Source organism: Janibacter sp. YB324, assembly GCF_014217915.1.
In the GTDB taxonomy this organism is placed as follows: Bacteria; Actinomycetota; Actinomycetes; order Actinomycetales; family Dermatophilaceae; genus Janibacter; species Janibacter indicus.
Window position 1 is genome coordinate 1,560,875 of the sequence record NZ_CP060120.1, and the last position, 25,346, is coordinate 1,586,220.

At 71.9% G+C, this 25,346-nt stretch carries 26 protein-coding genes; 9 read left to right on the plus strand and 17 right to left on the minus strand.

What is annotated here, in order from left to right; translation table 11 throughout:
- Positions 1-11 precede the first annotated feature (11 nt).
- From ppgK to zwf, 4 genes are read right to left on the minus strand one after another with little or no spacing between them, the layout of a single operon-like run.
- Positions 12-791 (minus strand): polyphosphate--glucose phosphotransferase, encoded by a 780-nt coding sequence (ppgK, locus tag H7A72_RS07525; RefSeq protein ID WP_185222156.1) that lies wholly within the window; start codon positions 789-791, stop codon positions 12-14.
- Positions 784-1,410, minus strand: coding sequence for a bifunctional 4-hydroxy-2-oxoglutarate aldolase/2-dehydro-3-deoxy-phosphogluconate aldolase (gene eda / locus H7A72_RS07530; protein ID WP_068312821.1), 627 nt, complete (start codon positions 1,408-1,410; stop codon positions 784-786). Before eda ends, ppgK begins: the two co-directional genes overlap by 8 nt.
- Positions 1,407-3,221 carry a phosphogluconate dehydratase gene (gene edd, locus H7A72_RS07535; protein WP_185222157.1) on the minus strand — a complete coding sequence of 605 codons (1,815 nt, stop codon included), beginning with the start codon at positions 3,219-3,221 and terminating at the stop codon, positions 1,407-1,409. The genes eda and edd overlap by 4 nt, the downstream gene beginning before the upstream one ends.
- Positions 3,218-4,675 carry a glucose-6-phosphate dehydrogenase gene (gene zwf, locus H7A72_RS07540; RefSeq protein ID WP_185222158.1) on the minus strand — a complete coding sequence of 486 codons (1,458 nt, stop codon included), beginning with the start codon at positions 4,673-4,675 and terminating at the stop codon, positions 3,218-3,220. The genes edd and zwf overlap by 4 nt, the downstream gene beginning before the upstream one ends.
- 89 nt (positions 4,676-4,764) lie before the next feature.
- Between zwf and H7A72_RS07545 the strand changes: the two genes are divergently transcribed.
- From H7A72_RS07545 to H7A72_RS07560, 4 genes are all read left to right on the plus strand, one after another.
- Positions 4,765-5,946, plus strand: a complete 1,182-nt coding sequence (locus H7A72_RS07545; RefSeq protein WP_185222159.1) for an ROK family transcriptional regulator — start codon at positions 4,765-4,767, stop codon at positions 5,944-5,946.
- 100 nt (positions 5,947-6,046) lie between these two features.
- The gene (locus H7A72_RS07550; RefSeq protein WP_185222160.1) at positions 6,047-7,741 is read left to right on the plus strand and encodes a glycoside hydrolase family 13 protein; all 1,695 of its coding nucleotides are present in this window, start codon (positions 6,047-6,049) and stop codon (positions 7,739-7,741) included.
- On the plus strand, positions 7,742-8,755 hold the full coding sequence (locus H7A72_RS07555) for a LacI family DNA-binding transcriptional regulator (RefSeq protein ID WP_084451860.1): 1,014 nt from the start codon (positions 7,742-7,744) through the stop codon (positions 8,753-8,755).
- Positions 8,756-8,829: 74 nt separating this feature from the next.
- Positions 8,830-9,186: a helix-turn-helix domain-containing protein gene (locus H7A72_RS07560; RefSeq protein ID WP_084451861.1), complete on the plus strand. Its 357-nt coding sequence runs from the start codon at positions 8,830-8,832 to the stop codon at positions 9,184-9,186.
- Positions 9,187-9,188: 2 nt separating this feature from the next.
- Here the strand turns inward: H7A72_RS07560 and H7A72_RS07565 are convergent, their stop codons facing one another.
- Positions 9,189-9,776, minus strand: a complete 588-nt coding sequence (locus tag H7A72_RS07565) for a ClpP family protease (protein WP_084451862.1) — start codon at positions 9,774-9,776, stop codon at positions 9,189-9,191.
- Complete coding sequence (locus H7A72_RS07570; RefSeq protein ID WP_084451863.1) at positions 9,773-10,402, minus strand: ClpP family protease; 630 nt, start codon at positions 10,400-10,402, stop codon at positions 9,773-9,775. Before H7A72_RS07570 ends, H7A72_RS07565 begins: the two co-directional genes overlap by 4 nt.
- Positions 10,403-10,492: 90 nt before the next feature.
- On the opposite strand from H7A72_RS07570, the gene H7A72_RS07575 reads away from it, so the two are divergent.
- Entirely contained in the window at positions 10,493-11,893 is a 1,401-nt protein-coding gene (locus H7A72_RS07575) for an AAA family ATPase (RefSeq protein ID WP_185222161.1), read from the plus strand.
- Positions 11,883-13,907, plus strand: a complete 2,025-nt coding sequence (locus H7A72_RS07580) for a VWA domain-containing protein (protein WP_185222162.1) — start codon at positions 11,883-11,885, stop codon at positions 13,905-13,907. Before H7A72_RS07575 ends, H7A72_RS07580 begins: the two co-directional genes overlap by 11 nt.
- A 166-nt stretch (positions 13,908-14,073) precedes the next feature.
- Here H7A72_RS07580 and H7A72_RS07585 read toward each other — a convergent pair whose 3' ends face one another.
- Genes H7A72_RS07585 through H7A72_RS07605 form a run of 5 tightly spaced genes read right to left on the minus strand, consistent with a single transcriptional unit; the run spans position 14,074 to position 18,430 of the window.
- On the minus strand, positions 14,074-14,862 hold the full coding sequence (locus H7A72_RS07585) for a putative hydro-lyase (protein ID WP_223277842.1): 789 nt from the start codon (positions 14,860-14,862) through the stop codon (positions 14,074-14,076).
- Positions 14,855-15,754, minus strand: coding sequence for a biotin-dependent carboxyltransferase family protein (locus tag H7A72_RS07590; RefSeq protein ID WP_223277844.1), 900 nt, complete (start codon positions 15,752-15,754; stop codon positions 14,855-14,857). The genes H7A72_RS07585 and H7A72_RS07590 overlap by 8 nt, the downstream gene beginning before the upstream one ends.
- The gene (locus tag H7A72_RS07595) at positions 15,751-16,356 is read right to left on the minus strand and encodes an allophanate hydrolase subunit 1 (RefSeq protein ID WP_223277897.1); all 606 of its coding nucleotides are present in this window, start codon (positions 16,354-16,356) and stop codon (positions 15,751-15,753) included. The genes H7A72_RS07590 and H7A72_RS07595 overlap by 4 nt, the downstream gene beginning before the upstream one ends.
- Before the next feature lie 5 nt (positions 16,357-16,361).
- The gene (locus tag H7A72_RS07600; protein WP_223277898.1) at positions 16,362-17,132 is read right to left on the minus strand and encodes a LamB/YcsF family protein; all 771 of its coding nucleotides are present in this window, start codon (positions 17,130-17,132) and stop codon (positions 16,362-16,364) included.
- A gap of 38 nt (positions 17,133-17,170) precedes the next feature.
- A complete protein-coding gene (locus H7A72_RS07605; protein WP_370543574.1) occupies positions 17,171-18,430 on the minus strand; it encodes an NRAMP family divalent metal transporter in 1,260 nt (419 codons plus the stop codon).
- A 132-nt stretch (positions 18,431-18,562) separates the two neighbouring features.
- On the opposite strand from H7A72_RS07605, the gene H7A72_RS07610 reads away from it, so the two are divergent.
- The gene (locus tag H7A72_RS07610) at positions 18,563-19,243 is read left to right on the plus strand and encodes a GntR family transcriptional regulator (RefSeq protein ID WP_072624540.1); all 681 of its coding nucleotides are present in this window, start codon (positions 18,563-18,565) and stop codon (positions 19,241-19,243) included.
- 15 nt (positions 19,244-19,258) lie between these two features.
- On the opposite strand, the gene nhaA is transcribed toward H7A72_RS07610, so the two are convergent.
- Positions 19,259-20,539 carry a Na+/H+ antiporter NhaA gene (nhaA, locus tag H7A72_RS07615; protein ID WP_223277848.1) on the minus strand — a complete coding sequence of 427 codons (1,281 nt, stop codon included), beginning with the start codon at positions 20,537-20,539 and terminating at the stop codon, positions 19,259-19,261.
- A gap of 53 nt (positions 20,540-20,592) precedes the next feature.
- Positions 20,593-20,763, minus strand: coding sequence for a hypothetical protein (locus H7A72_RS07620; RefSeq protein WP_164513578.1), 171 nt, complete (start codon positions 20,761-20,763; stop codon positions 20,593-20,595).
- 176 nt (positions 20,764-20,939) lie between these two features.
- Between H7A72_RS07620 and H7A72_RS07625 the strand changes: the two genes are divergently transcribed.
- Together H7A72_RS07625 and H7A72_RS07630 are read left to right on the plus strand one after the other, a co-directional pair.
- Positions 20,940-21,236 (plus strand): DJ-1/PfpI family protein, encoded by a 297-nt coding sequence (locus H7A72_RS07625; protein WP_185222165.1) that lies wholly within the window; start codon positions 20,940-20,942, stop codon positions 21,234-21,236.
- A 158-nt stretch (positions 21,237-21,394) separates the two neighbouring features.
- Positions 21,395-21,664, plus strand: coding sequence for a Rho termination factor N-terminal domain-containing protein (locus H7A72_RS07630; protein WP_072624543.1), 270 nt, complete (start codon positions 21,395-21,397; stop codon positions 21,662-21,664).
- 80 nt (positions 21,665-21,744) lie between these two features.
- Here the strand turns inward: H7A72_RS07630 and H7A72_RS07635 are convergent, their stop codons facing one another.
- The 4 genes from H7A72_RS07635 to H7A72_RS07650 form a co-directional block, all read right to left on the minus strand.
- Complete coding sequence (locus H7A72_RS07635; RefSeq protein WP_072624544.1) at positions 21,745-22,134, minus strand: ectoine synthase; 390 nt, start codon at positions 22,132-22,134, stop codon at positions 21,745-21,747.
- 46 nt (positions 22,135-22,180) lie between these two features.
- Entirely contained in the window at positions 22,181-23,461 is a 1,281-nt protein-coding gene (gene ectB / locus H7A72_RS07640; protein ID WP_185222166.1) for a diaminobutyrate--2-oxoglutarate transaminase, read from the minus strand.
- 146 nt (positions 23,462-23,607) lie between these two features.
- Complete coding sequence (locus H7A72_RS07645; RefSeq protein ID WP_223277849.1) at positions 23,608-24,030, minus strand: GNAT family N-acetyltransferase; 423 nt, start codon at positions 24,028-24,030, stop codon at positions 23,608-23,610.
- A gap of 151 nt (positions 24,031-24,181) precedes the next feature.
- Complete coding sequence (locus tag H7A72_RS07650; RefSeq protein ID WP_084451876.1) at positions 24,182-25,309, minus strand: MalY/PatB family protein; 1,128 nt, start codon at positions 25,307-25,309, stop codon at positions 24,182-24,184.
- Positions 25,310-25,346 lie beyond the last annotated feature (37 nt).

A 25,346-nucleotide genomic window follows, 5' to 3' on the forward strand; every position in this document is an offset into this window, starting at 1 on the left:
GGACCCCATCGTCATCCGGCCGCGGGCATCACCACGGGTTGGTCGGCGACCCGTCGGCCTGCCAGAGCGGCGCCGATGACCCCCGCGTCGTTGCCGAGCGCTGCCGGGACGATCGGGGCGCGGGTGCGCACGTGCGGGAGGAACCGGTCGGCCGATGCGCTCACCGCCCCGCCGACGACGATGAGGTCGGGGGTGAGGAGGCTCTCGAGGAGCCCGTAGTAGGCGGTGAGCCGCTCCGCCCACTTCACGTACGAGAGCCCTTCCCGCTCCCGGGCCGCGGTCGAGGCGAGGTGCTCGGCGGGGCGGCCCGACATGGGCAGGTGACCCAGCTCGGTGTTCGGCACGAGGGTGCCGTCGACGAGGAGGGCGCTGCCGATGCCGGTGCCGAGGGTCGTCACGACGACGACACCGGAGCCTGCCGCCGCGGCGCCCCGCCTGGTCTCGGCGATGCCGGCGGCATCGGCGTCGTTGACGGCCGTGACGGGGCGCGCCAGTGCCGTGTGGAGCGAGTCCTCGACGGGGTACCCGATCCACGACGGGTCGATGTTCGCGGCCGTCTCGACCACCCCGCGCCGGACGACGGCCGGGAGGGCGATGCCGACGGGGGTGGCGTCGGTCGGTGCCAACGCCCGCACGATCTCCGCCACACACTCGGAGATCGCCGCCGGCGTGGCCGGCCGGGGGGTGTCGGCGACGAATCGCTGTCCCATGAGGATGCCGCTGCCGGCGTCGACGAGGGCGGACTTGATCGTCGTCCCGCCGACGTCGACCCCGACGACGTGCTCAGGCACGGATGGTCCCGGCCACCGCGAGCGCCTCGCTCGCGAGGCGGGTGATCTCGCCCCAGTCAGCGACCTCGACCACGGCCGCGGGGGTGATCCACGAGCCGCCGACGCAGCCGACGTTGGGGAGCGCGAGGTAGTCGGCGGCGTCGGCCGGGCCGATCCCACCCGTGGGGCAGAAGCGCATGTCGGGCACCGGGCTGTGCACCGCCTGGAGGAAGGGAGCACCACCCGAGGCCCGCGCGGGGAAGACCTTCGCCTCGCGGATGCCGCGCTCGCGCAGGGCGAGCATCTCGCTCACGGTCGCGGTGCCGGCGAGGAAGGGCAGCCCGGTCTCCGTCATCGCGTCGAGGAGGGGGTCCGTGGCGCCCGGGGAGACGAGGAAGCTCGCCCCCTTCGCTGCAGCCTGCCCCGCCTGCGCCGGGTCGACGACCGTGCCCGCCCCGACGGTGATCTCGGGCACCTCCTCGGCGATCCGCTCGATGGACTCGAGCGCGGACGAGGTGCGCAGGGTGAGCTCGATGATGTCGATGCCGCCCGCGACGAGGGCCCGTGCGAGCGGGACCGCCCGGCTGGCGTCCTCGAGGATGACGACGGGGATGACGGGGGAGATGTCGAGAAGGCTCATGCGTGACCACCTGAGAAGAAGAAGGACGCGCCCTCGTCGGCCGGGCCGGCCGACGCGCGCATGTTGTCGAAGAGCTCACGGCCGGTGCCCGTGAAGTCGTGGGAGACGAGGTGCGCCTCCCGCGCACTGATGTCGTCGTGGACGAAGAAGGTCCCGGCATCCGCGTCGACGGTGACGAGATCGCCGTCCACCACGCGGCAGAGCGGGCCGTCGAGGCTGGCCTCGGGCGTGACGTGGATGGCCGCGAGGATCTTGCCCGAGGCGCCGGACATCCGGCCGTCGGTGACGATCGCGACCCGGTGGCCTCGGTCCTGGAGGACCCCGAGCGCGGGCGTGAGCTTGTGCAGCTCCGGCATCCCGTTGGCCGCCGGACCCTGGTGCCGGACCACGGCGACGAGGTCGCCGTCGAGGCTGCCCTCCTCGAAGGCGCGCAGCAGGTCGTGCTGGTCGTCGAAGCACCGCGCCGGTGCGGTGACGCTCCGGTGCTCCGGCGCGACCGCGGAGACCTTGACGACGCCGCGACCGAGGTTGCCCTCGATGACCCGCAGACCGCCGTCCGTGGCGAAGGGGGCGTCCACCGTCCGCAGCACGGACTCGTCGAGGCTCTCTGCCGGTCCCTCCTCACGCACCACCTCGCCGTCGCGCAGCCGCGTCTCACGGGTGTACCGCCGCAGGCCCCGGCCATCCGCGGTGAGGACGTCCTCGTGGAGCAGTCCGTGCTCGAGGAGGGTGCGCACGGTGACGGCGAGCCCGCCCGCCGCCGCGTAGTGGTTCACGTCCGCGGAGCCGTTGGGGTAGATGCGGGCGAGGAGGGGCACGACCGTCGACAGGTCGGCGAGGTCGTCCCAAGAGAGGATGATGCCGGCGGCCCGCGCGATGGCCACGAGATGGAGAGTGTGGTTCGTCGAGCCGCCCGTTGCGAGGAGCGCGACGCACGCGTTGACGACCGCCCGCTCGTCGACGACCTCCCCGAGCGGCGCCTGCCCGGCGAGCGCGAGCTCGGTGACCCGGCGCCCGGCCTCGACGGTCAGCGCCTCCCGCAGTGGCGTGCCGGGGTTGACGAAGGTGGCTCCCGGCAGGTGCAGGCCCATGACCTCCATGAGGAGCTGGTTGCTGTTCGCTGTGCCGAAGAAGGTGCACGTGCCCTCGGAGTGGTACGAGCTGGCCTCCGCGTCGAGGAGGGCGCGCCGGTCGACCTTGCCCTCGGCGTACTCCTGCCGCACCCGCGCCTTCTCACCGTTCGGCAGTCCCGAGGTCATCGGACCCGCGGGCACGAAGAGGGTCGGCAGGTGGCCGAAGGACAGCGCACCGATGAGCATGCCCGGCACGATCTTGTCGCACACGCCGAGCAGGAGCGTGCCGTCGAACATGTCGTGCGAGAGCGCCACAGCGGTCGACATCGCGATGACGTCACGGCTGAAGAGCGAGAGCTGCATGCCGTCGCGTCCCTGGGTGATCCCGTCGCACATCGCGGGCACGCCGCCGGCGACCTGCGCGATGCCGCCCGCCCCGAGCACCGCCTTCTTGAGCGTCTCGGGGTAGCCGGCGAAGGGGGCGTGCGCGGAGAGCATGTCGTTGTAGGCCGTGACGATCGCGATGTTGGGCTTGACCAGGCCGCGCAGGTCCCCCTTCGCCTCCCGAGGTGCTCCGGCGAAGCCGTGGGCCAGGTTGGCGCAGCCGAGCCGGCCGCGGGCGGGTCCGCGGTCGGCGGCGGCACGCACCCGTGACAGGTAGGCCCGGCGGGTCGTCGCGCTCCGCTCGCGGAGTCGGGTGGTCACGTCGTCGATGACGGGGTGGAGGGTAGGGTTCATCGGGTCACGTCCTCGTTCCAGGAGCGTCCGTCACGCTCGATCAGCAGGTCGGCCGCGGCGGGGCCGTCGGTGCCGGCCGCGTAGGGGCGGGGTCGGCGGGCACCGACCCCACGGATGATCGGCTCGACCCAGCGCCAGGCCGCCTCGATCTCGTCGCGGCGCATGAAGAGCGTCGTGTTGCCGCGCACGACGTCCATGAGGAGTCGCTCGTAGGCGTCGGGGGAGGGTGCGCCGAAGGCCTGGGAGAAGTTGAGGTCGAGCGAGACGGGGCGGACGCGGATCCCGCCGGGTCCGGGCTCCTTGGCGACGAGGTGGAGCCTGACGCTCTCGTCGGGCTGGAGGCGCATGACGAGCCTGTTCGGCTCCTGCGTCCCTTCGCTGCCGGGGAACATCGGGTGCGGGGTCGGCTTGAAGGCGACGACGATCTCGGAGCAGCGCTCGCGCATCCGCTTGCCGGTGCGCAGGTAGAAGGGGACGCCCGCCCAGCGCCAGTTGCGGACCTCCGCCCGGAGCGCGACGAAGGTCTCCGTCCGGCTCGGCGCCTCGACCTCCTCGACGTAGGAGGGGGCGGCCGCGCCGTCGACGAGACCGGCCGTGTACTGCCCGAGGACGCACGCGCCGTCGAGGTCCTCGAACGGCGTGAGGGCCTGCAGGACCTTGAGCTTCTCGTCGCGCACCGACTCACCGGCGACCTGGGTCGGGGGTTCCATCGCGACGAGGCAGAGGAGCTGGAGCAGGTGGTTCTGCAGCATGTCGCGCATCGCGCCTGCACTGTCGTAGTAGCCGCCGCGGCTCCCGACACCGACCGACTCGGCGACCGTGATCTGCACGTGGTCGATGGCCGTGGCGTGCCACAGCGGCTCGAAGACCGAGTTGGCGAAGCGCGTCACGAGGAGGTTCTGCACGCTCTCCTTGCCGAGGTAGTGGTCGATCCGGAAGATCTGCGACTCGGCGAAGACCTCGCCGACGGAGTCGTTGATCTCCCGGGCAGAGGCGAGGTCGTGCCCGAGCGGCTTCTCGAGGACGACACGGCTGCTCGGCTGGACGAGCCCGATCTCGTCGAGGCGGTGGCAGATCGTCCCGAAGAGGGCCGGCCCGACGGCGAGGTAGAAGACCCGGACCGGGTTCGCCCGCTCGCGGAGGCGATCCCCGAGTGCGTGCCAGTCGTCCGGCTCGTCGACGTCGAGGCACACGTGCTCGAGCCGCGCGGCGAAGTCGTCGATCTCGCCCGACGTGACGCCGGGGACGAACTCCGGGAGCGCGCCGCGCACCTTGTCGCGGTAGCCGGCGTCGTCGAGACCGGCGCGCGAGACGGCGACGACGCGCGTCCGCGTGGGCAGCTGGCCGTCGCGCAGTCGGAGCAGCAGCGCGGGGAGCAGCTTGCGGAGGGCGAGGTCGCCCGTGCCTCCGAAGATGACGAAGTCGGTGGCCTCGAGAGGCGCGGTCACGTTCATGGGCGGTGAGCCTAGGGAAACTTATGAACGCTGGCAATACAAAAGTCAGTATTCGAAAGAACTAAAGTCCTGCGTGGTTGAATGACGCGGTGCCTGCCCCCTCCGCGCCCGCCACTGCCGGGGAGGTCCTCGCACTCATCCGCGAAGGGCGAGCGACGACCCGTGGCGATGTCGGTCGGGTCACCGGGCTCTCCCGCACCGCCGTGACCGCTCGGCTGTCCGCGCTCCTCAGGGCCGGGCTGCTCGTCGAGACAGTCGTCGAACCCTCGGGAGGTGGCCGCCCGCCGGCGCGCCTGACCTTCAACTCGGACTTCGGGGTCGTCCTCGCCGTCCCGCTCGGACGGAGCCGGACCCAGGCCGCGGTGTGTGCCCTCGACGGCGAGGTCCTCGCCGCCACGGCCTTCGACCACGCCGACGGGGCATCGCCGGAGGAGATGATGCCGCGGATCCTCGGGGCACTCGAGGAGCTCCTCGCATCGATCGACGTGCCGCCGGAACGAGTCCGGGGCATCGGGGTCAGCCTGCCCGGCACCGTCGACACCGAGCGCGGCATGAGCCTGTCCTCGCCGATCATGCCCGGGTGGGACGGCGTGCCGCTCGCCCCCTTCTTCGACGCCTACGGGGAGGCCCCGGTACGCGTCGAAAACGACGCGACCGTCCTCGCCCTCTCGGAGGCCGACGGCCACCGTCGGCGCTTCGACGACTTCGTCGCCCTCAAGGCCTCGACCGGGATCAGTGTCGGCATCTTCGGCGGAGGGCGCCTCCTGCGGGGCGCTCTCGGCGCGGCCGGGGAGATCGGGCACACCCGCACCCCGGCGGCGGCGGGACGCGCCTGCCGGTGCGGTGGCACGGGCTGCCTCGAAGCCGTCGCGGGCGGCTGGGCGCTCGTCCAGGACACGGTGGCCGCGGACCGTCCGGTGGCCCACGTGCGCGAGCTCGTCGCCAGGGCCATCGAGGGCGACGCCGCCGCGCGTCGGCAGCTGCGCGAGAGCGGACGGCGGGTCGGCGAGGTGCTGTCCGGGGTCGTCAACCTGCTCAACCCCGGGGCGGTCGTCGTCGGTGGCGACATGGCTGCGGGCTACGACTTCTTCGTCGCGGGACTGCGCGAGACCCTCTACGCGGAGGCGACGGCACTCGCGACGCGGGACCTCGAGATCCTGCCGAGCACGCACGGGCAGGAGGCCGGAGTCGTCGGCTGCGCCCAGCTGGCCCTGAGTGAGGTGCTCCGACCCGAGCGGGTGGACCGCTACCTCGCGTGGGCGGGGTCCTGAGGGCTCGCGACACGCGCTTGCAGCAAGTTGCAGATCTCTTGCACGGCAACTTGCGGCTGCGTTACCGTCGGTCGGCACTCACCCCGACCGAGAGAGACCGATGACCCATCCCGCACCCACCGCACCCACCGCGCCCGCCTCGGCCGCCCCCTTCGCCCACGAGGACGCGGCCGACTGGTACCGCGGCGCCGTCATCTACCAGGTGTACCCGCGCAGCTTCGCCGACAGCGACGGTGACGGCATCGGTGACCTGGCCGGCATCCGCGCACGGCTGCCCCACCTGCGGGACCTCGGCGTCGACGCCGTGTGGATCTCGCCCTTCTACGCCTCACCCCAGGCCGACGCCGGCTACGACGTCTCCGACTACCGCAAGGTCGACCCGGTCTTCGGTGACGCCGCCGACGCGGAGGGGCTCGTGCGCGATGCCCACGAGCTCGGGCTGCGGGTCATCTTCGACATCGTCCCCAACCACTGCTCCGAGGAGCACGAGTGGTTCCAGCGGGCCCTCGCCGAGGGGCCCGGCTCCGCCAGCCGCGCGCTCTTCCACTTCCACGAGGGGCTGGGCGAGGCCGGCGAGCTGCCGCCCAACGACTGGGAGTCGATCTTCGGCGGGCCGGCGTGGACCCGCGTCGAGGACGGCGAGTGGTACCTGCACCTCTTCGCCCCACAACAGCCGGATCTCAACTGGGACAACCCGGTCGTGCGCGAGGAGTTCCGCTCCGTCCTGCGCTTCTGGCTCGACCTCGGGGTCGACGGATTCCGCGTCGACGTCGCCCACGGCCTCGTCAAGGCACCCGGCCTGCCGGACATCGGTCGGACCGGTCAGGTCGGCCTGCTCGGCAACGCACCGATGCCCTTCTTCGACCAGGACGGTGTCCACGAGATCTACCGCGACTGGCGGCGTGTCCTCGAGGAGTACCCCGGTGAGCGAGTTCTCGTCGCCGAGGCGTGGACCCCGACCATCGAGCGGTCGGCGTGCTACGTCCGCCCCGACGAGATGCACCAGGCCTTCAACTTCACCTACCTCGCGACGGACTGGGACGCCTGCGCCCTTCGCGAGGTCGTCGACACGACGCTCGAGGCGATGCGGCGGGTGGGCGCCCCGGCGACCTGGGTCCTGTCCAACCACGACGTCACCCGGCACACGACCCGTCTGGGCAACCCACCCGGCTCGGGGACCCAGATGGTGACGCCCGGCGACCCGGTCCTCGGCCTGCGCCGCGCCCGGGCCGCGACGCTCCTCATGCTCGGCCTGCCCGGCTCCGCCTACATCTACCAGGGGGAGGAGCTCGGCCTGCCTGACGTCACCGACCTGCCCGACGAGGTCCGCGCCGACCCCTCCTTCCACCGGGCGGCCGGGCAGGAAGGCTTCCGGGACGGCTGCCGCGTGCCCATCCCGTGGTCCGGGACGAGCCAGCCCTACGGCTTCGGCCCACGAGAGGGCGGCCCGAGCTGGCTGCCGCAGCCGGACGCGTGGCGCGAGTTGAGCGTCGAGGCCCAGACCGGGGTCGCCGGGTCGACCCTCGAGCTCTACCGCTCCGCCCTCGACGTGCGCCGCGAGCAGCCCTCGCTCGGAGCCGGCGACGAGGTCGAGTGGCTCGACGCGCCCGACGGCGTCCTCGCCCTGGTCCGGCGCGGCGAGGACGGCGCGCCCGTCGTCGTCACGACGAATCTCACGAGTGAGGAGGTCCGCCTCCCGCTGCCCGGGGGCCTCCTGCTCGCATCGGCGGAGCTCGCGGTCGACGGCGACGAGGCCGTGCTGCCGGCTGACACGACCGCGTGGTGGCTGGGCTAGATGACCGAGTCGCGCCCGGGAGCCCGTCTCGCCGACGTCGCTGCCCACGCCAGGGTCAGCCAGGCGACGGTCTCGCGCGTCCTCAACGGTCGGGCGGGCCCCTCCGCGTCGACGCGACAGGCCGTCCTGGCTGCGCTCGACGTGCTCGGCTACGAGCGACCCCGCCGGCCCAAGGAGACGAAGGCCGGTCTCGTCGGGCTGATCATGCCGGAGCTGAGCAACCCGATCTTCCCGGCGATCGCCCAGGTCATCGAGCAGACCCTCGCGAGACACCGCTACATCCCGGTGCTCGGCACACAGACCCCGGGCGGGTCGACGGAGGACGACCTCGTCGAGGTGCTCATCGCGCGCGGCGTCGACGGGATCATCTTCGTCTCCGGCCTGCACGCCGACATGACGGCCGACCACGAGCGGTACGCACAGATCGCGGCGCAGGGCATCCCCTTCGTCCTCGTCGACGGGTACAGCGAGCGGATCTCGGCCCCCTTCGTCTCGGCCGACGACGCCGCGGCCATGGAGATGGCCGTGAGCCACCTCGCCGAGCTGGGCCACGAGCGAGTGGGTCTCGCGCTGGGGCCCGAACGGTTCGTCCCCGTCGCCCGCAAGGTCGCCGGGTTCGCCGACGCGATGCGCCGCAGGGGCCTCGACGCAGGCCACGTCGAGCACTCGCTCTTCACCCTGGCGGGTGGGCAGGCGGCCGCCGGTGCGCTCCTGGACCGGGGGTGCACGGCGATCGTGTGCGGCAGCGACATCATGGCGCTGGGCGCGGTCCGTGGCATCCGTGCCCGTGGGCTCTCGGTGCCCGAGGAGGTCTCCGTCGTCGGCTTCGACGACAGCCCGATGGCGGCCTTCTCCCATCCCGCACTCACGACGCTGCGCAAGCCGGTCGAGGCGATGGGGACCGCAGCGGTCGACGCGTTGCTCGACGAGATCGGCGGCAGCACGGCCCACCGCGCGGAGTTCCTCGTCCAGCCCGAGCTCGTGCTCCGCGGGTCGACAGCGCGGGCACGCTGACGCGACTCGACCCCCGGATTCTGCCGGGAGCGGAACTCTCACCGCAGCGCCGCCGGCCAGTCCTACGCTGAGGCATGGCCGAGTCAGCCCAGACCACCCACCGCGAGGCGACCCCCTTCGAGCGGGCGCTGCTCCAGCGACGACGACGAGCAGCCGAGCCACTGTGGCGCGAGGCCCTCGGCGAGCGCCTGCGCGGCTTGCGGCACGAGCGGGGCGACACCCTCGACGAGACGGCCGAGCGAGCCGGCATCTCGATGCAGTACCTCTCCGAGATCGAGCGTGGGCGCAAGGAGCCGTCGAGCGAGATGATCGCCGCGGTCGCGGGGGCACTCGACGTCACGCTGCTCGACCTCACCCTCTCGGTCGCCGAGTCACTGCAGGAACCGACCAGGACGAGGGGGAGCGCCTCCGCCCTCGCCCTGGCCGCTTGAGCTCACCGCACGTCGATCACCTCGTCGACGATCCCGAACTCGAGCGCTGCCGCGGCGGTGAGCACCCGGGTGCGGTCGGTGTCGGCCCGGAGCTGCTCCGTCGTCCGCCCCGTGGCCCGGGCGAGGATGCCCTCGATGTCGGCCCGGACCCGAACGAGCTCGTCGGCCTGCAGGATGAGGTCGGGGATAGGCCCCCGGCCCTGGGCCGACGGCTGGTGCAGCACGACCCGGGCGTGGGAGAGCGCCGACCGCTTGCCCGGCGCGCCCGCCGCGAGGAGCACGGCCCCGACCGAGATCGCCTGTCCCACACAGGTGGTCGCGACATCGGGGCGGATGTAGCGCATCGTGTCGTGGACCGCGAGCATCGCGCTGGGGTCACCCCCTTCGCAGTTGATGTAGAGCTGCACGTCGCTCTCAGGGGCCACCGCCTCGAGGTGGATGAGCTGGGCGATGAGGGCATTGGCCACGCCCGCGTCGATGGCCGTGCCGAGGTAGATGATGCGCTCGGCGAGCAGGTGGGAGTAGACGTCGAGGACCCGCTCACCCCGCGGGTGCTGGGCGATGACGTTGGGGATCGGGTAGGTGCTCATCGGGTGCTCCCGACGAGGCCGCCGCGGAAGCCCGTGGGTGTGCGGCCCCCCGGCACGACGTCGGCGTAGCTGGTGACGATCTCGTCGACGAACCCGTAGTCGAGCGCCTCCTGCGCGCTGTACCAGCGGTCGCGCAGTGAGTCCTCGAAGACCCGCTCCAGCGGCTGACCGGTGTCGTCGGCGATGAGACCGAGCACCGTGTCGCGGGTGTGCCGCAGGTCGTCGGCCTGCAGCTCGACGTCGACGGCCGTGCCACCGATGCCGGCCGACCCCTGGTGCAGCAGGATCCGTGAGTGCGGGAGCGCCCGCCGCTTGCCCGGAGTGCCGGCCGAGAGGAGGAACTGGCCTGCGCTGCAGGCGATCCCGAGCGCCAGCGTGCTCACGTCATTGGGCACGAGCCGCATGATGTCGCGGATGGCGAGCATCGCGGGGACGGAACCACCGGGGGAGTGGATCCACAGGGCGATGTCGTTCGTCGGGTCGTCGGCGGCGAGTGACATCAGCTGGGACATCAGCAGCGTGCCGTTGTCGTCGTCGAGGACGCCGTCGAGGACGAGGACGCGCTGCCGCAGCAGTTCGCGTCGGGCCCGGTCGTCGAAGGGGGAAGGGGTAGGTGTCTCGCTCATACCTCCACCGTCGCGCTGGGTCGTCCGGATGCCGGCAGGATTCCGCCTGCAGCAGATCTGCCCACAGCGAAGGGGGCTAGCCTGCGGAGGGTGAGCACCACGACTGCCGCCCCCACCATCTCGACCGTCGCCGAACTGCGCGCCGCCGGCCACGAGGCCAAGCCGCTGCGGGTCGAGATCCGCGACAACCTCCTGGCCCGCCTGCGTGCCGGTGAGGACCCCTGGCCGGGCCTGCACGGCTACGAGGACACGGTGATCCCGCAGGTCGAGCGGGCACTGCTCGCCGGGCACGACATCGTCCTGCTCGGCGAGCGCGGTCAGGGCAAGACCCGCCTGCTGCGCACCATCGCCGGGCTGCTCGACGAGTGGACCCCGGTCATCGAGGGCTCGGAGCTCGCCGAGCACCCCTACGAGCCCATCACGCACGCCTCGCGGCGCCGGGCCCAGGAGCTCGGCGACGACCTGCCCGTGACCTGGATGCACCGCGACGAGCGCTATGTCGAAAAGCTCGCCACCCCCGACACCTCCGTCGCCGACCTCATCGGCGACGTCGACCCGATGAAGGTCGCCGAGGGACGCTCGCTCGGCGACCCCGAGACGATCCACTTCGGGCTCATCCCGCGCAGCCACCGCGGCATCGTCGCGATCAACGAGCTGCCCGACCTCGCGGAGCGGATCCAGGTGGCGATGCTCAACGTCATGGAGGAGCGCGACATCCAGATCCGCGGCTACGTCCTGCGCCTGCCGCTGGACGTGCTCGTCCTCGCGAGCGCCAACCCCGAGGACTACACCAACCGCGGGCGGATCATCACGCCGCTCAAGGACCGCTTCGGCGCCGAGATCCGCACGCACTACCCGCAGGAGCTCGAGGCCGAGGTCGCCGTCACCCGGCAGGAGGCGCACCTCGTCGCCGAGGTCCCCGACCACCTGCTCGAGATCCTCGCCCGGTTCACCCGCAACCTACGGGCCTCCTCGTCCGTGGACCAGCGCAGCGGCGTGAGCGCCCGCTTCACCATCGCCGGGGCCGAGACCATCGCCGCGTCGGCCTTGCACCGCGCGGCACGTCAGGACGAAGGGGAGGCCGTCGCCCGCATCGTCGACCTCGAGACCGCGGTCGAGGTCCTCGGCGGCAAGATCGAGTTCGAGAGCGGCGAGGAGGGCCGCGAGCAGGAGGTGCTCACCCACCTGCTGCGCACGGCCGTGGCCGACACCGTCCGTCACCTGCTGCGCGGCATCGACCTCGGCCCGCTCGTGGCCGCGATCGAGGACGGCGCGGAGGTCGCGACCGGCGAGCAGGTCACGGCGCGTGACGTCCTCGACGCACTGCCGGCGCTGGGGGAGGCGCAGGTCTACGAGGAGCTCTTCGACCGGCTCGGGGCCACGAGCGACGGCGAGCAGGCCGCAGCCGCCGAGCTCGCGCTCGAGGGCCTCTACCTGGCGCGCAAGGTCGGCAAGGACTCTGCTGGGGGCGAGACCGTGTATGGCCAGTAGCCGCAGTCGATTTCGTCGCTACGCCGGGGGTGACCCGCTTGCCCCGCCCGTCGACATCGCCGAGGCGCTCGACGACATCGGCGAGCGGGTCATGGGTGGCTCCTCGCCCGAGCGGGCGCTGCAGGAGCTGCTGCGCCGGGGCACGTCCGACCGGATCGGGCTCGACGAGCTGTCCCGACGCATCCACGAGCAGCGGCGGGAGATGCTGCAGCGGCACAACCTCGACGGCACCCTCCAGCAGGTGCGCGAGCTGCTCGACCGCGCGGTGCTCGAGGAGCGCAAGCAGCTCGCCCGTGACGTGCGGATGGACGAGACCGACCGGTCCTTCGCCGAGATGAGGCTCGACGGGCTCCCTTCGTCCACGGCCGCGGCGGTGAGCGAGCTGCAGGACTACCCGTGGCAGTCCTCGCAGGCGCGGGCCGACTACGAGCAGATCAAGGACCTGCTCGGTCGGGAGGTGCTCGACCAGCGCTTCGCCGGCATGAAGCAGGCGCTGGAGGGGGCCACGGACGAGGACCGCGTTGCTGTCGGAGAGATGCTGCGCGATCTCAACTCCCTGCTCGAGAAGCACCAGCGCGGCGAGGACACGCCGCAGGACTTCGACGACTTCATGGCCCAGCACGGGGACTTCTTCCCCGAAGGGCCTCAGGACATCGACGAGCTCGTCGACGCGATGGCCCAGCGAGCCGCCGCAGCCCAGCGGATGCTCGCCTCGATGACGCCCGAGCAGCGCCAGGAGCTCATGGAGCTGTCCGCGCAGGCCTTCGGCTCGCCCGACCTGATGGAGGCACTGGGGCGGCTCGACGGCAACCTGCAGGCCATGCGTCCGGGAGAGGACTGGAGCGGGTCGGAGCGCTTCGGCGGTGACCAGGGGCTGGGCCTGGGCGACGGGACCGGGATGCTCCAGGACATCGCGAGCCTCGATGCCCTGGCCGAGCAGGTGTCGCAGACCTACGGCGGAGCACGGCTCGACGACATCGACCTCGACGCCCTCGCTCGGCTCCTCGGTGAGGACGCCGCTGTCGAGGCCCGTGCGCTCCGCGAGCTCGAGCAGGCCCTGCGCGGCAGCGGGGCGCTGCGCCGGGACTCCGAGGGACACCTGCGGCTGACGCCCAAGGCCATGCGTCAGCTGGGCAAGGCCCTGCTCCGTGACATCGCGCAGCGCATGTCCGGCCGTCAGGGCCAGCGCGATCTGCGACAGGCGGGCGCGGCGGGGGAGCGCTCGGGCGCGACCCGGCCCTGGGCCTTCGGCGACACCGAGCCGTGGGACATCCCGCGCACCGTGCTCAACGGCGTGCTGCGCCGGGCGGGTGCCGGCGCCGACGGTGGTCGGCTCATCACGACCGATGACATCGAGGTGGCCGAGACGGAGGCGCGCACCCAGGCCGCCGTCGCGCTGCTCGTCGACACCTCCTTCTCGATGGCCATGGACGGACGCTGGGTGCCGATGAAGCGGACCGCGCTGGCGCTGCACACCCTGATCCGCACCCGCTTCCGCGGTGACCACTTGCAGCTGATCGCCTTCGGGCGGCACGCGCGCGTCATGGAGATCGAGGAGCTCACCGCGCTCGACGCCTTCTGGGACAAGGGAACCAACCTCCACCACGGGCTGCTCCTGGCGCACCGGCACTTCCGCAAGCACCCCAACGCGCAGCCCGTGCTGCTCGTCGTGACCGACGGCGAGCCCACCGCGCACCTCGAGCCGCACGGGGAGACCTTCTTCGACTACCCGCCGCACCCCCTGACGATCGCCAGGACGGTCCGCGAGCTCGACGCGGTGAGCCGGCTCGGGGCGCAGACGACCTTCTTCAGGCTGGGCGAGGACCCCGGTCTCGCGCGCTTCATCGAGTCACTCGCCCGGCGGGCGGACGGCCGGGTCGTGGCGCCCGAGCTCGACGACCTCGGTGCTGCGGTCGTCGGCTCCTACCTCGGCGCGCGGCACCCCGGGCGCGGGAGCGATGCGGGCGGCTACGGCAGCTGGTTCGGCGACCGGGGCTTCTGGTTCGACGAGTGACGCCGGCGTCGGCGGCGCGGGTGCCCCGACGGTCGGCTATGCCGTTGCTCCGTGCGACGGGGCGAATCGTCGTGCGGAGCAACGGCGTAGGGCGTGGGCCGAGGGACCGCTTCGCGGGTGGCCCACCGTACGGAGCACCGTCGGTCTCCGCGGCACCCCCGGTGTGTCAGGGCACGAGGTAGTCGGAGTCGCGCGCGTCGGTGATCGCCATCATCCCGGGAGCGTGCCCGATGGCGAAGGGCGGGCGAGACTGCATGATCGCTGCCTGCGGGGTCACACCGCAGGCCCAGAAGACCGGGACCTCGCCCTCGTGCACCGGCACCGGGTCACCGAAGTCGGGCGCCGCCAGGTCACGGATCCCCAGGGCGGCCGGGTCGCCGATGTGCACCGGGGCGCCGTGCACCGCCGGGTAGCGGGAGGTCACCCGCACGGCCGTGGCGACCTGATCGGCGGGCATCGGCCGCATCGACACCACGAGCGGGCCGCCGATCGACCCGGCCGAGCGGCACGGACGGTTGGTGCGGTACATCGGCACATTGCTGCCGGTCTCGATGTGCCGCACGGGGGCGCCGGCCTCGAGCAGGGCCGCCTCGAAGGTGAAGCTGCAGCCGATGAGGAAGGCCACGAGGTCCGGCCGCCACAGGTCGCGCACGTCGGTCACCTCGTCGACGAGCTCGCCGTGCTCGTACACGCGGTAGCCCGGCAGGTCGGTGCGCAGGTCGCCGTCGAAGATCTCGCAGGCCACCTCGCCCGGCTCGGTGACGTCGAGGACGGGGCAGGGCTTGGGGTTGCGCTGGGCGAAGAGCAGCACGTCGTAGGCCTGCTCACGCGGCACCGCGATGAGGTTGGCCTGGGTCCAGCCGGCACTCCACCCGGACGTCGGCACCGACAGCCCGTCGCGAAACCGCGCGCGGGCCTCGGTGGGGGACAGGGTGGCCGGGACGAGGTCAGCCACGGCGGACACTCCCTTCGATCTCGAAACGCAGTTGCTGGCCGGGCTGGGCCTGGGCCGCCCGCCCGATGTCCGCCGCGACGACGACCCCGATCACGGGGTAGCCGCCGGTGACGGGGTGGTCGGCGAGGAAGAGCGTCGGCTGACCCGACGGGGGCACCTGCAGGGCGCCCGGGACCATGCCCTCGCTCTTGAGCTCGCCGTCGCGGGCCCGCTCCAGGCGGGGGCCGGACAGACGCATGCCGACCCGGTCGCTCTCCGAGGTCACCTCGTAGGCGCCGCCCACCAGCGTGTCGAGGGCGTTCGCGACGAACCAGTCGTCACGCGGACCCGGCACGACCCGCAGCCGGACCTCGCCCGTCGTCGGCGTGGCCACGGGGGCCACGCCGACGACCGGTGCCGCGAAGGGAGCCCGCCCCACCGGGAGCAGGGTGCCGGGCGAGGGCACCGCGGGCCCGAGGCCCGCGAGCGTGTCGGTGGACCGCGAGCGCAGGACCGGGTCGACGTCGATGCCGCCGCGGACTGCCACATAGCTGCGCAGCCCCGCCGTCGCCGCCCCCAGGCGAAGGGAGGCACCGTCCGGCAGCCAGGTCACGGCGGCGTGCCCCACCGGCCGCCCGTTGACGGTCGCGGGGGTCGTCGCGCCGGTGACCGCGACCCACATGCCTCCGCGGGCCCGCACCTCGAGGCCACCGAAGGTGACTTCGAGTGCGGCGGTGCCCTCGGGGTTGCCCAGCAGCCTGTTGGCGAGCCGCAGCGAGGCGGGGTCGGCGGCACCGGAGCGGCCGACCCCGAGTCCGGCCAGACCCACGCGGCCGAGGTCCTGCACCGTCGCCTGGGGCCCGGTGGCGACCACCTCGAGCGCTCGCGTCCCGGTCACTGCCCCGGTGCTCACGACGACACCTCGACGTAGCGCACGGTCGTGCCGGGCACGAGGAGTGCGGGCGGCTCCCGGCCGATGTCCCAGACCTCGAGCGCGGTGCGGCCGATGAGCTGCCAGCCGCCGGGGGACTCGCGGGGGTAGACGCTGGCGAACTCGCCGGCGATCGCCACCGATCCCGCCGGCACCCGCGTGCGCGGGTTGTCGCGGCGCGGCACGTGCAGTCGCTCGTCGCCGCCGACCATGTAGCCGAAGCCGGGCGCGAAGCCGCAGAAGGCGACGGTCCACGTGCTCGCGGTGTGCGCCTCGACGACGCCGCGCTCACCGAGCCCGGTGATCCGACCGACCTCGGCGAGGTCCGCACCGTCGTAGACGACCGGGATCTCCACCTCGCCCGTCGTCGTCCGCTCGTGGCTGCCGACGGTGATACCCGAGACCCGGCGCGCCAGCCCCTCGACGTCGGTGACCCGCGGGTCGATGGTCAGCAGGAGGGTCGTCGCGGCGGGGACGAGGTCGACGACCCCGTCGGGAAGGTCCTCGTCGAGTCGGGCATACAAGGAGAGCACCTCGTCGAGATCAGCGAGTTCGACGAGCAGGGCCGTGTCACCTGCCGGCATGAGCCTCACGTCGGCTCCCCGGCGAAGGGGGTCACGCCCACCCCGGCCGCGTCCAACCCCGCCCGGACGCGTCGGGCGATCTCGACCGCGCCGGGGCTGTCGCCGTGGACGCACAGCGACCCGGCGGGTGCCGGGACGACGCTGCCGTCGACCGCGACGACCTCTCCCTCGGTCGCGATGCGCACGCATCGCTGGGCGATCTCGTCGGGGTCGTGCAGGACGGCGCCGGGCTCGCGGCGGGAGACGAGTGTGCCATCGGGCGTGTAGGCGCGGTCCGCGAAGGCCTCGCCGACGGTCGTCAGCCCGGCCTCCTCGGCGAGCCGCAACCACGCCGAGCCCGGCAGCCCGAGGACGGGCAGGCTGCGGTCGTACTGGACGACGGCGGCGACGACCGCGGCCGCCTGCTCCTCGTGGTGCACGATCGCGTTGTAGAGCGCGCCGTGCGGCTTGACGTAGCGCACCCGCGTCCCGGCGACCCGGGCGAAGGCCTCGAGCGCCCCGATCTGGTAGAGCACGTCGTCGGTGAGCTCGGCCGGCACGACGTCGATGAAGCGGCGCCCGAAGCCGGCCAGGTCGCGATACCCGACCTGGGCCCCGATGGCGACCCCGCGCGCCGCCGCGCCCTCGCAGCTGTGCCGCAGGACCGTGGGGTCCCCGGCGTGGAACCCGCAGGCAACGTTGGCGCTCGTCACCACCTCGAGCATCGCGTCGTCGTCGCCGAGGGACCACCTGCCGAAGCTCTCGCCGAGGTCGGCGTTGAGGTCGATCTGCATCATCTGCTCCTGTCGTCGTAGGTCGCGGTCGGTCCCGGGCCTCACTGCTGCCAGAGGTCGACGATCCCGCTGAAGGACTCGTAGCCGAGGTAGATCGTCAGCAGCCACACGACGAGGCCGACGTAGGCCAGGACCTTGGGGTAGCGGTAGCCGCCGAGCAGGTCGCGGCGCATGAGCGCCACCCAGATGATGATGCCGAAGCCGAAGGGGAGGATGAGGCCGTTGAGTGCACCGGCGAGGACGAGCAGCGTCGCCGGGGTCTGCCCGAGGGAGAGGTAGATGACCGCGGAGAAGACGATGAAGCCGATGACGACCCACTGGGCGTGCCGCTTGATCGACTCGCTGAAGGTCGTCAGGAAGCTGACCGAGGTGTACGACGCCCCGATGACGCTCGTGATGCTCGCGGCCCAGAGGATGACGCCGAAGATGTGCAGCCCGACCTTGCCAAGCGCAGCCTCGAAGGCCACAGCGGGCGGGTTGTCGACGCCGACGAGGTTGACCCCACCGACGACGACACCGAGGATCGCGAGGAAGAGCAGCGCCCGCATGACGCCCGTGACGAGGATGCCGGTGATCGAGCCGCGGCTGATCTCGGCGACGCGCTCGGGCCCGGTGATGCCGGAGTCGACGATGCGGTGGGCGCCGGCGTAGGTGATGTAGCCGCCGACCGTGCCGCCGATGAGGGTGGTGATGATGAGGAACTCGACCTTGTCGGGCAGCACGGTCTGCTTGAGCGCCTCGCCGTAGGGCGGCTCGGTCGCGACGGCCGCGTAGGCGACCATCGCGATCATCAGCACACCCAGGACGACGACGATCCGGTCCATGGCCACGCCGGCACGCTTGCTGACGAAGATGCCGATGGCGACGAGCGCGGAGATGGCGCCGCCGATCTTGGCGTCCACGCCGAGCATCGCATTGGCGCCCAGTCCGGTGCCGCCGATGTTGCCGATGTTGAAGACGAGCCCGCCGAAGACGACGAGTCCGGCCAGCACGTAGCCGAAGCCGGGGATCACCTTGTTGGCAAGGTCCTGGGCGCGCAGGCCGGAGATGCCGACGACGCGCCAGACGTTCAGCTGCACGGCGACGTCGACGATGATCGAGATGACGATCGCGAAGGCGAAGGCCGCGCCGAGCTGCGCGGTGAAGACGGTGGTCTGGGTGATGAAGCCCGGGCCGATCGCGCTGGTGGCCATGAGGAACATCGCCCCGAGGAGAGCCCCCTTCGTGGCCGTCGCGGCCGTGCCGGAGGGCGGCATCACCGATCCGTCGTCCTGGGTGTCGGGGTTGGGAGCCTGCGTCATCGGGGTTCTCCTGTCGCTCACGGGACCACCTCAGTGTGCTCCCGATCCGCCAAACTAGCGATTGTTCAACAATCCTGCAATAGCCCTTATCGGCTAGAGTCGCGGCAGGCCGGTGACGAAGGGGTGAGCGGGATGGCGGACGACTGGGTCGCGGCGCTGGAGGCGCAGCGCGAGCAGATGGGGCGCGCGAGCGCGACCGACAAGGTGGCCGATGCGCTGCGCACCCGCATCATCGAGGGCGATCTGCGCCCGGGGGTGCGGTTGTCGGAGGAGCGCATCGGGCGAGCGCTCGGCGTCTCGCGCAACACCCTTCGCGAGGCCTTCCACCTGCTCGGCCACGAGGGACTCGTCGTCCGCGAGTTCAACCGCGGCGTCTTCGTCCGCTCGCTGGGGGCCACTGACGTGCGTGACCTCTACGCCTTCCGCCGGGTCCTCGAGACCGCTGCCGTCCGACGCCTGGCCGAGCGGGGCGGCGACCTGACCGGCGTCCGTGCCGCCGTGGACGAAGGGGGGCGCGCCGCGGCCGACGGCGACTGGCGGGCGCTGGGCTCGGCCAACATGCACTTCCATGCCGAGCTCACCGCGCTGGCGGGGATCCGCCGGCTCGACGACGCGATGCGACAGGTCCTCGCGCAGATGCGGCTGGTCTTCGCGGCGATGGACGACCCCCGCACCTTCCACCAGCCCTACCTCGCTCACAACCGTGAGCTCGTCGAGCTCCTCGACGCCGGCCGCTGGGCCGAGGCGGAGGAGTCGCTGCTCGCCTACCTCGAGACGGCCGAGAGCCAGCTGCTCACGGCTCTGGCCGCCTGAGGTAGAGCGAGCAGGTCAGGCCGGCTGCGCCCCGGCGGCCTTGGCGGCCCGGCTGCGCATCGCGAGGACGCCGCCCCCGGCGAGCGCCGAGACGAGCGAGCCCAGGAGCACGCCGATCTTGACGTGCTCGTCGGCGACGCTCGCGGCGCCGTAGGCGAGCTCGCCGACGAGGAGCGAGACGGTGAAGCCGACGCCGGCGACGAAGCCCATCCCGATGATGTCCGGCCAGCGCAGCGAGTCGTCGAGCTGGAAGGCCGGCAGCCGACTCAGCAGGAAGGTCGTGGCGGTGATCCCGATCGGCTTGCCGAGGAAGAGGCCGGCGATGATGCCGAGGGTGATCGGGTCCTGCATGGCGGTGCGGAAGCCCTCGAGCCCGCCGACGGTGACGCCTGCCGAGAAGAAGGCGAAGACCGGGACGGCGACGAGGGTGGTGAAGACTCCCCACTGGTCGGCCAAGTAGGCGGTCAGTCCGTCGTAGATGGGGGTGCCGTCCTCGTCGGTCGAGCTCTGCACCCGGGCGCGCTGAGTCGCCACGACGGGGACGGTGAAGCCCAAGAGCACGCCGGCGACGGTGGCGTGGATCCCCGACGCATGGACGAGCGCCCAGGTCAGGACGCCGAGCGGCGCGAGCACCCACCAGGTGATGACGCCGCGCTGGACGAGGACCGCGAAGGCCGCAAGGGGCACGAGGGCGAGCAGGAGCCAGTGCAACTGCAGGCCCTCGGTGTAGACCACGGCGATGATCGTGATGGCGATGAGGTCGTCGACGATCGCGAGGGTGAGCAGGAAGACGCGCAGCGCTGGGGGCAGGTACCGCCCGACGACGGCCAGGACCGCGACGGCGAAGGCGATGTCCGTTGCGGTCGGGATGGCCCACCCGCGCAGCGCTCCCTCCGAGTCGGACGAGATGGCGATGCCGGCGAAGACCAGGGCCGGCACGGCGACGCCGCCGAAGGCCGCGGCGATGGGTAGCGCCGCTTGCCGCGGGTCGCGCAGCTTGCCGGCGACGAACTCCTCCTTGAGCTCGAGGCCGACGACGAAGAAGAAGATCGCGAGCAACCCGTCGGCCGCCCACTCGCCGATCGTCAGGTCGAGGTGAAGGGCGTGCGGGCCGACGGTGAAGTCGCGGACCGCGGTGTAGATATCAGCGGCGGGAGTATTGGCCAGGAGGAGGGCGACGACGGTCGCGCCGAGCAGGAGCGCTCCGCCGACGGCGTCGCTCTGCGCCGTGGCGTGCACGCCGCGCCACAGCTCGTGGGGAGCCAGACGGCTCGTGGTTCGGGGGGTCTGGGACATGCGTGACGACCTGTCTTGCGAGGGGAGGGGGGCTGGTGGCGACGTGTGGCACGTCAGCCGCTCGGCGGCGGGCAGCCGGCGATCTCCCCGTGGGCATTGGTGCCCCAGGTGCTGATCCAGCCGTTGGTCCCGGGGTGGCGCACCGTGCGCATGTGCGCGCGCATGCGCGCCGCCTCCGCGAGGAGGCGGGGCTGCGCGGCGGAGCGCGACTCAGGACCGGTCACAGGGAGAGTCTAGAGATCGACGAAGAGAGGTGATCGGCGGACTCGCCGCGGTCACCTCCCTTCGTGCTCCGGTCGTGGCTCAGCGACCGCCGGCGGTCTCCTTGACGAAGAGCATCGCGATCATGCCGATGACGCAGGCGCCCATCATGTAGGCGGCCGGGAACTCGAGGAAGCCGGTGCCCAAGCACCTGCACCCCGGTCTTCAGGACCCGGAACTCCTGCAGCACGTCGTTCCAGTTGGGGCGCCGGGCGCGGCGATCTGCCACGCCATCTGGATGCTCGTGGAGGCGGACGCGGTCCGCGACCGCACGCTCACGTCGTGGCCGAGCCTGCAGACCGACGTGCGCAATGCCGGCGGGACGTGGGTGGACCAGGAGGTGGTCACCGACGGCTCGCTCGTGACGAGCCGCAAGCCTGACGACCTGCCGGCCTTCAACGCCGCGATGCTCGACGTGCTGGGTGCCGTTGGCTGAGCGGTCACCGCGCCCCCTGGGTCGGGTCGGCGTGCGGTCCGGCGGTGGAGTGGTGCATGCTGCCCATCTACCCCACCGCAGGTGGATCATGCCGCCCGGTGCATGTCACTCGGGGGCGGGGGTAGGACTGTCTGACGTGACCATGAGAGGAGCACACCATGCCCGAGCGGACACCAGGCCCGAGCGTCAAGGACGACGAGCTCTACGAGGAGTTGCGCGACGACGGAGCGAGCAAGGAGAAGGCGGCGAGGATCGCCAACGCCGCGGCCAACAGCTCACGCTCAGAGGTCGGGCGCCGCGGTGGCGAGTCCGGGTCGTACGACGACTGGAGCGTCGACGAGCTGCGCGAGCGCGCCAGAGAGCTCGAGATCGAGGGGCGGTCGTCGATGGACAAGGCTGAGCTCATCGACGCCCTGCGTCACCACTGATCCCGTCCTCGTCGGGAGAGCGCGAAGGGGGCGGACCACACCGGGTCCGCCCCCTTCGTCGGCCTGGGCCGGGGGAGTGCTCAGTCCTCGGTGAGGACCGGGTACACGCCGTTTTCGTCGTGGACCTCGCGACCGGTGACCGGCGGGTTGAAGACGCACGCGCAGTGGATGTCCTCCTCGACGGTCACGGTGTGCTTGTCCGCGTCGTCGAGCATGTACATCACGCCGGGCTCGAGGACGTACTCCTCGCCGGTGTCGCGGTCGAGGAGCGTGCCCTTGCCCTGGTAGACGTACACGGCCTCGACGTGGTTGGCGTACCAGAACTCCGAGGACGTCCCGGCCTTGAGGATCGTGATGTGGAAGCTGAAGCCGACCTTGTCCTTGGCGAGCACCATCCGGCGGCTCTGCCAGTTGCCGTGGGTGACGTCGTACTCGGTGCCGTCGAGGTCGTTGACGTTGAGGACCTTCATGCGGATCTCCTTGTCTCGTGGTGCAGTTCGGTGGGGCGAAGGGGGATCAGGCGCCGGTGCGAGCCGGTGCCCCGAGGACCTCGCGGGCGGCGTCCTCGAGCTGGTCGAGGCCGGCGGCCATCTCCTCCTCGGTGATCGTCAGGGGCGGCATGACCTTGACCGCCTCGCTGTCGGGACCCGAGGTCTCGACGAGGAGCTTGCGCGCGAAGGCGGCCTTGGCGATCTTCTCGGCGACCTCGTGGTCGGCGAAGGCGACGCCGGCCAGCAGACCGCGGCCGCGGACCTCGCTGCCCTCGGCGAGGCCGGCGAGGACCTTGAGCCGCTCACGCAGCTGGGCGGCGCGGTCGGCGATGTTGCGCTCCAGGGCGTCGTCGGTCCAATAGGTGCGCAGCGCCTTGGTCGCGGTGACGAAGGCCGGGTTGTGCCCGCGGAAGGTGCCGTTGTGCTCGCCGGGCTCCCAGTCGTCGACCTCGGGCTTCATCAGTGTCAGTGCCATCGGCAGACCGTAGCCGGAGATGGACTTGCTGAGGGTGATGATGTCGGGGTCGAGACCGAAGGGCTCGAAGGAGAAGAAGGTGCCGGTGCGGCCGCAGCCGGCCTGCACGTCGTCGATGATCAGCAGGACGCCGTGCTCCTTGCACAGGGCCTCGAGCTCCTTGAGCCACTCGCCGCGGGCGGCGTTGAGGCCGCCCTCGCCCTGGACCGTCTCGACGATGACCGCGGCGGGCAGGTTGTGGCCCGAGCCGCTGTCGGCCCAGATGCGCTTGAGCCAGGCGAAGTCGGAGGTCTCGCCGACGATGTAGTCGTCGTAGGGGGCCGAGGTCGCGTGGTAGAGCGGCGTGCCGGCACCGGCGCGCTTGAAGGCATTGCCCGTGACGGCGAGGGAGCCGAGCGTCATGCCGTGGAAGGCATTGGTGAAGGAGACGATCTCCTCGCGGCCGGTGACCTTGCGCGCGGTCTTGAGCGCGGTCTCGACGGCATTGGTGCCGGTCGGCCCGGGGAACTGGATCTTGTGGGTCAGGCCTCGCGGCTCGAGGATGACCTCGGTGAAGGTCTCGAGGAAGTCGCGCTTGGCCTTGGTGTGCATGTCCATCGAGTGCGTCACGCCGTCGCGGGAGACGTAGTAGAGGAGGGCTTCCTTGAGCACGTCGTTGTTGTGCCCGTAGTTGAGCGCGCCGGCGCCGGAGAAGAAGTCGGTGTAGACCTCGCCGTCCTCGGTCGTCTGGTGCACGCCCTTGGCGGTGTCGAAGACGACGGGCCAGTTGCGGCAGTAGCTGCGCACCTCGGACTCGCGCTGGGTGAAGATCTCGGTGGCGGGGTTGGTCATGTCAGGTCCTTTGGTCGAAGGGGGACTGGGGCTCAGCTGTCGTGGGGCCGGGTCAGAACGGTCCGATGCGGTGCAGCACCTCCGGGTCGTGCCCTTCGTCGGGGAAGTGGGCCTTCACGAAGAGGTCGGTCTCCTCGTGCTGGGCGTCACGGGTGCGGGCGAAGCGGGCGAACAGCGCGCGCGAGGCCTCGTTGTCGTCCGTGATGGTCGTCTCGAGCATCGTCACGCCGGGGACCTCGGCTGCCAGGTGGTCGAGCATCCGCCCCGGCGAGGCCGTGGCCCCGCTGGTCGGCGTCGACGGCCACCTGCCACACCATCAGGGTGCCGGGGGAGTCGGGGCGGACGTATCCGCTGACGAAGCCGACGACCGCGCCGTCGCGCTCGGCCACGACGCTGGTCGCGGCGAAGTCCCGCGCCCACAGCAGGTAGGCATAGGAGGAGTTGAGGTCGAGCGTCTGGGAGTCCCGCGCCACGCGCCACATCGCGCCACCGTCCTCGAGGGTCGGTCGGCGCAGCACGAAGGGGGACTGCTGGTCGGTCGGGAGGGTCGTCTCGTCGTCAGCGGTCACCTGTTTCAACTTAACGTGACCTGCTGACAGATCAAATCAGGGTTCGGCACGGGCCTCGAATTCCGTTGCGCTGCAACGGTATTCGTCGAATCGTGATCCGGGCCACCTCGTGACCTTCGCGAAGGGAGCGTGGCCGGGCCCCTCCCTTCGGTCACTGGAGGCTGGCCGCGATCCGCAGCACGGCCTCCTCGAGGATCTGCGGTGACGTCGCGAAGTTCAGCCGCGCGTGACCCTCGCCGGCGCCGAAGGGGGGTCCGGACATCAGGGCCACCCGGGCGTCCTGCCGCAGCCGGACCGCAGGGTCGTCCCCGAGGTCCAGCTCGCGCAGGTCGAGCCAGGCCAGGTAGGTCGCCTCGACGGGCCGCCAGCGCACCGACGGCAGGTGACGCTCGAGCAGCTGGGCCAGCAGGGTGCGGTTTGCATCGAGGTCGGTGACGAGGTCGACCAGCCACGAGCGGTCCTGCTCGAGGGCCACGGTGTGCAGCCGGACGGCGAGGTGGCTCGTCGTGTAGCCAAGACCCTCCGGCAGTGCCGCGAGGAGGCCGTCGGCGGCCGTGCCCGCAGCGATGCCGGCCGCCTTGACCGCGGCGAGGTTCCACCCCTTCGCCGCCGAGATCACTGACAGCCACCCCTGCGCCTCGGGGACCGCCAGAGCGGGGGTGAAGGAGGCGCCCGGCAGGACCAGCGGAGCATGGACCTCGTCACTGACCACCCGGACGCCGTGGCGGTCGGCGACCTCGGCAACCGTGCGCAGCTCGTCGGCGGTCGGGACCACGCCCGTCGGGTTGTGCGGGTTGGCGAGCATCAGGGCCCCGCGCCCGTCCCGGGCGAAGGCCTCCTCGAGGGCCGCGGCGTCGAGGCGACCTTCCTCGGTCAGGGGGACGGTGACGAGACGGCGGCCGAGCTCGGCGACGACCGTGTGGAAGGGCGGGTAGACCGGAACCGTGATGTAGACCGGGTCGCCCGGGTCGGTCATCACCGCGAGCGCCGCCTTCATGCCCGACATGACGTCCGCCACCGGGCGCATGCGGCCCGGGTCCACGTCGGCGCCGGACTCGCGGTAGAAGTCCGCGAGTGCCTCGAGGTAGGGCTCGTTGACCGGGTAGCCCAGATCGCCGTCGCGCGTGATCCGGGCGAGCTCGTCGGCGATGCCGGGCGCCGGCAGGACATCCATCTCGGCGACCCACAGGGGCAGGACGTCCTCGGGGTGCAGCCGCCACTTGATGCTCGTGCGGCGCCGGCAGGTGGCTTCGTCGAGGGTGAGCACGCGGCGGTCCATGGGTCCACTCTGGCATCGACCGCAGCGCCTACGCTGG

What these genes read in the sequence shown, in the direction of transcription:
- H7A72_RS07630 (WP_072624543.1), top strand. Translation starts at nt 21,395, where the DNA reads ATGCCCGAGCGGACACCAGGCCCGAGCGTCAAGGACGACGAGCTCTAC.
- zwf (WP_185222158.1), bottom strand. Translation starts at nt 4,675, where the DNA reads ATGAACGTGACCGCGCCTCTCGAGGCCACCGACTTCGTCATCTTCGGA.
- H7A72_RS07560 (WP_084451861.1), top strand. Translation starts at nt 8,830, where the DNA reads ATGGCCGAGTCAGCCCAGACCACCCACCGCGAGGCGACCCCCTTCGAG.
- H7A72_RS07650 (WP_084451876.1), bottom strand. Translation starts at nt 25,309, where the DNA reads ATGGACCGCCGCGTGCTCACCCTCGACGAAGCCACCTGCCGGCGCCGC.
- H7A72_RS07580 (WP_185222162.1), top strand. Translation starts at nt 11,883, where the DNA reads ATGGCCAGTAGCCGCAGTCGATTTCGTCGCTACGCCGGGGGTGACCCG.
- eda (WP_068312821.1), bottom strand. Translation starts at nt 1,410, where the DNA reads ATGAGCCTTCTCGACATCTCCCCCGTCATCCCCGTCGTCATCCTCGAG.
- H7A72_RS07610 (WP_072624540.1), top strand. Translation starts at nt 18,563, where the DNA reads ATGGCGGACGACTGGGTCGCGGCGCTGGAGGCGCAGCGCGAGCAGATG.
- H7A72_RS07595 (WP_223277897.1), bottom strand. Translation starts at nt 16,356, where the DNA reads ATGCCGGCAGGTGACACGGCCCTGCTCGTCGAACTCGCTGATCTCGAC.
- ectB (WP_185222166.1), bottom strand. Translation starts at nt 23,461, where the DNA reads ATGACCAACCCCGCCACCGAGATCTTCACCCAGCGCGAGTCCGAGGTG.
- H7A72_RS07565 (WP_084451862.1), bottom strand. Translation starts at nt 9,776, where the DNA reads ATGAGCACCTACCCGATCCCCAACGTCATCGCCCAGCACCCGCGGGGT.
- H7A72_RS07605 (WP_370543574.1), bottom strand. Translation starts at nt 18,430, where the DNA reads ATGACGCAGGCTCCCAACCCCGACACCCAGGACGACGGATCGGTGATG.
- H7A72_RS07555 (WP_084451860.1), top strand. Translation starts at nt 7,742, where the DNA reads ATGACCGAGTCGCGCCCGGGAGCCCGTCTCGCCGACGTCGCTGCCCAC.
- H7A72_RS07635 (WP_072624544.1), bottom strand. Translation starts at nt 22,134, where the DNA reads ATGAAGGTCCTCAACGTCAACGACCTCGACGGCACCGAGTACGACGTC.
- H7A72_RS07570 (WP_084451863.1), bottom strand. Translation starts at nt 10,402, where the DNA reads ATGAGCGAGACACCTACCCCTTCCCCCTTCGACGACCGGGCCCGACGC.
- H7A72_RS07600 (WP_223277898.1), bottom strand. Translation starts at nt 17,132, where the DNA reads ATGATGCAGATCGACCTCAACGCCGACCTCGGCGAGAGCTTCGGCAGG.
- nhaA (WP_223277848.1), bottom strand. Translation starts at nt 20,539, where the DNA reads ATGTCCCAGACCCCCCGAACCACGAGCCGTCTGGCTCCCCACGAGCTG.
- edd (WP_185222157.1), bottom strand. Translation starts at nt 3,221, where the DNA reads ATGAACCCTACCCTCCACCCCGTCATCGACGACGTGACCACCCGACTC.
- H7A72_RS07550 (WP_185222160.1), top strand. Translation starts at nt 6,047, where the DNA reads ATGACCCATCCCGCACCCACCGCACCCACCGCGCCCGCCTCGGCCGCC.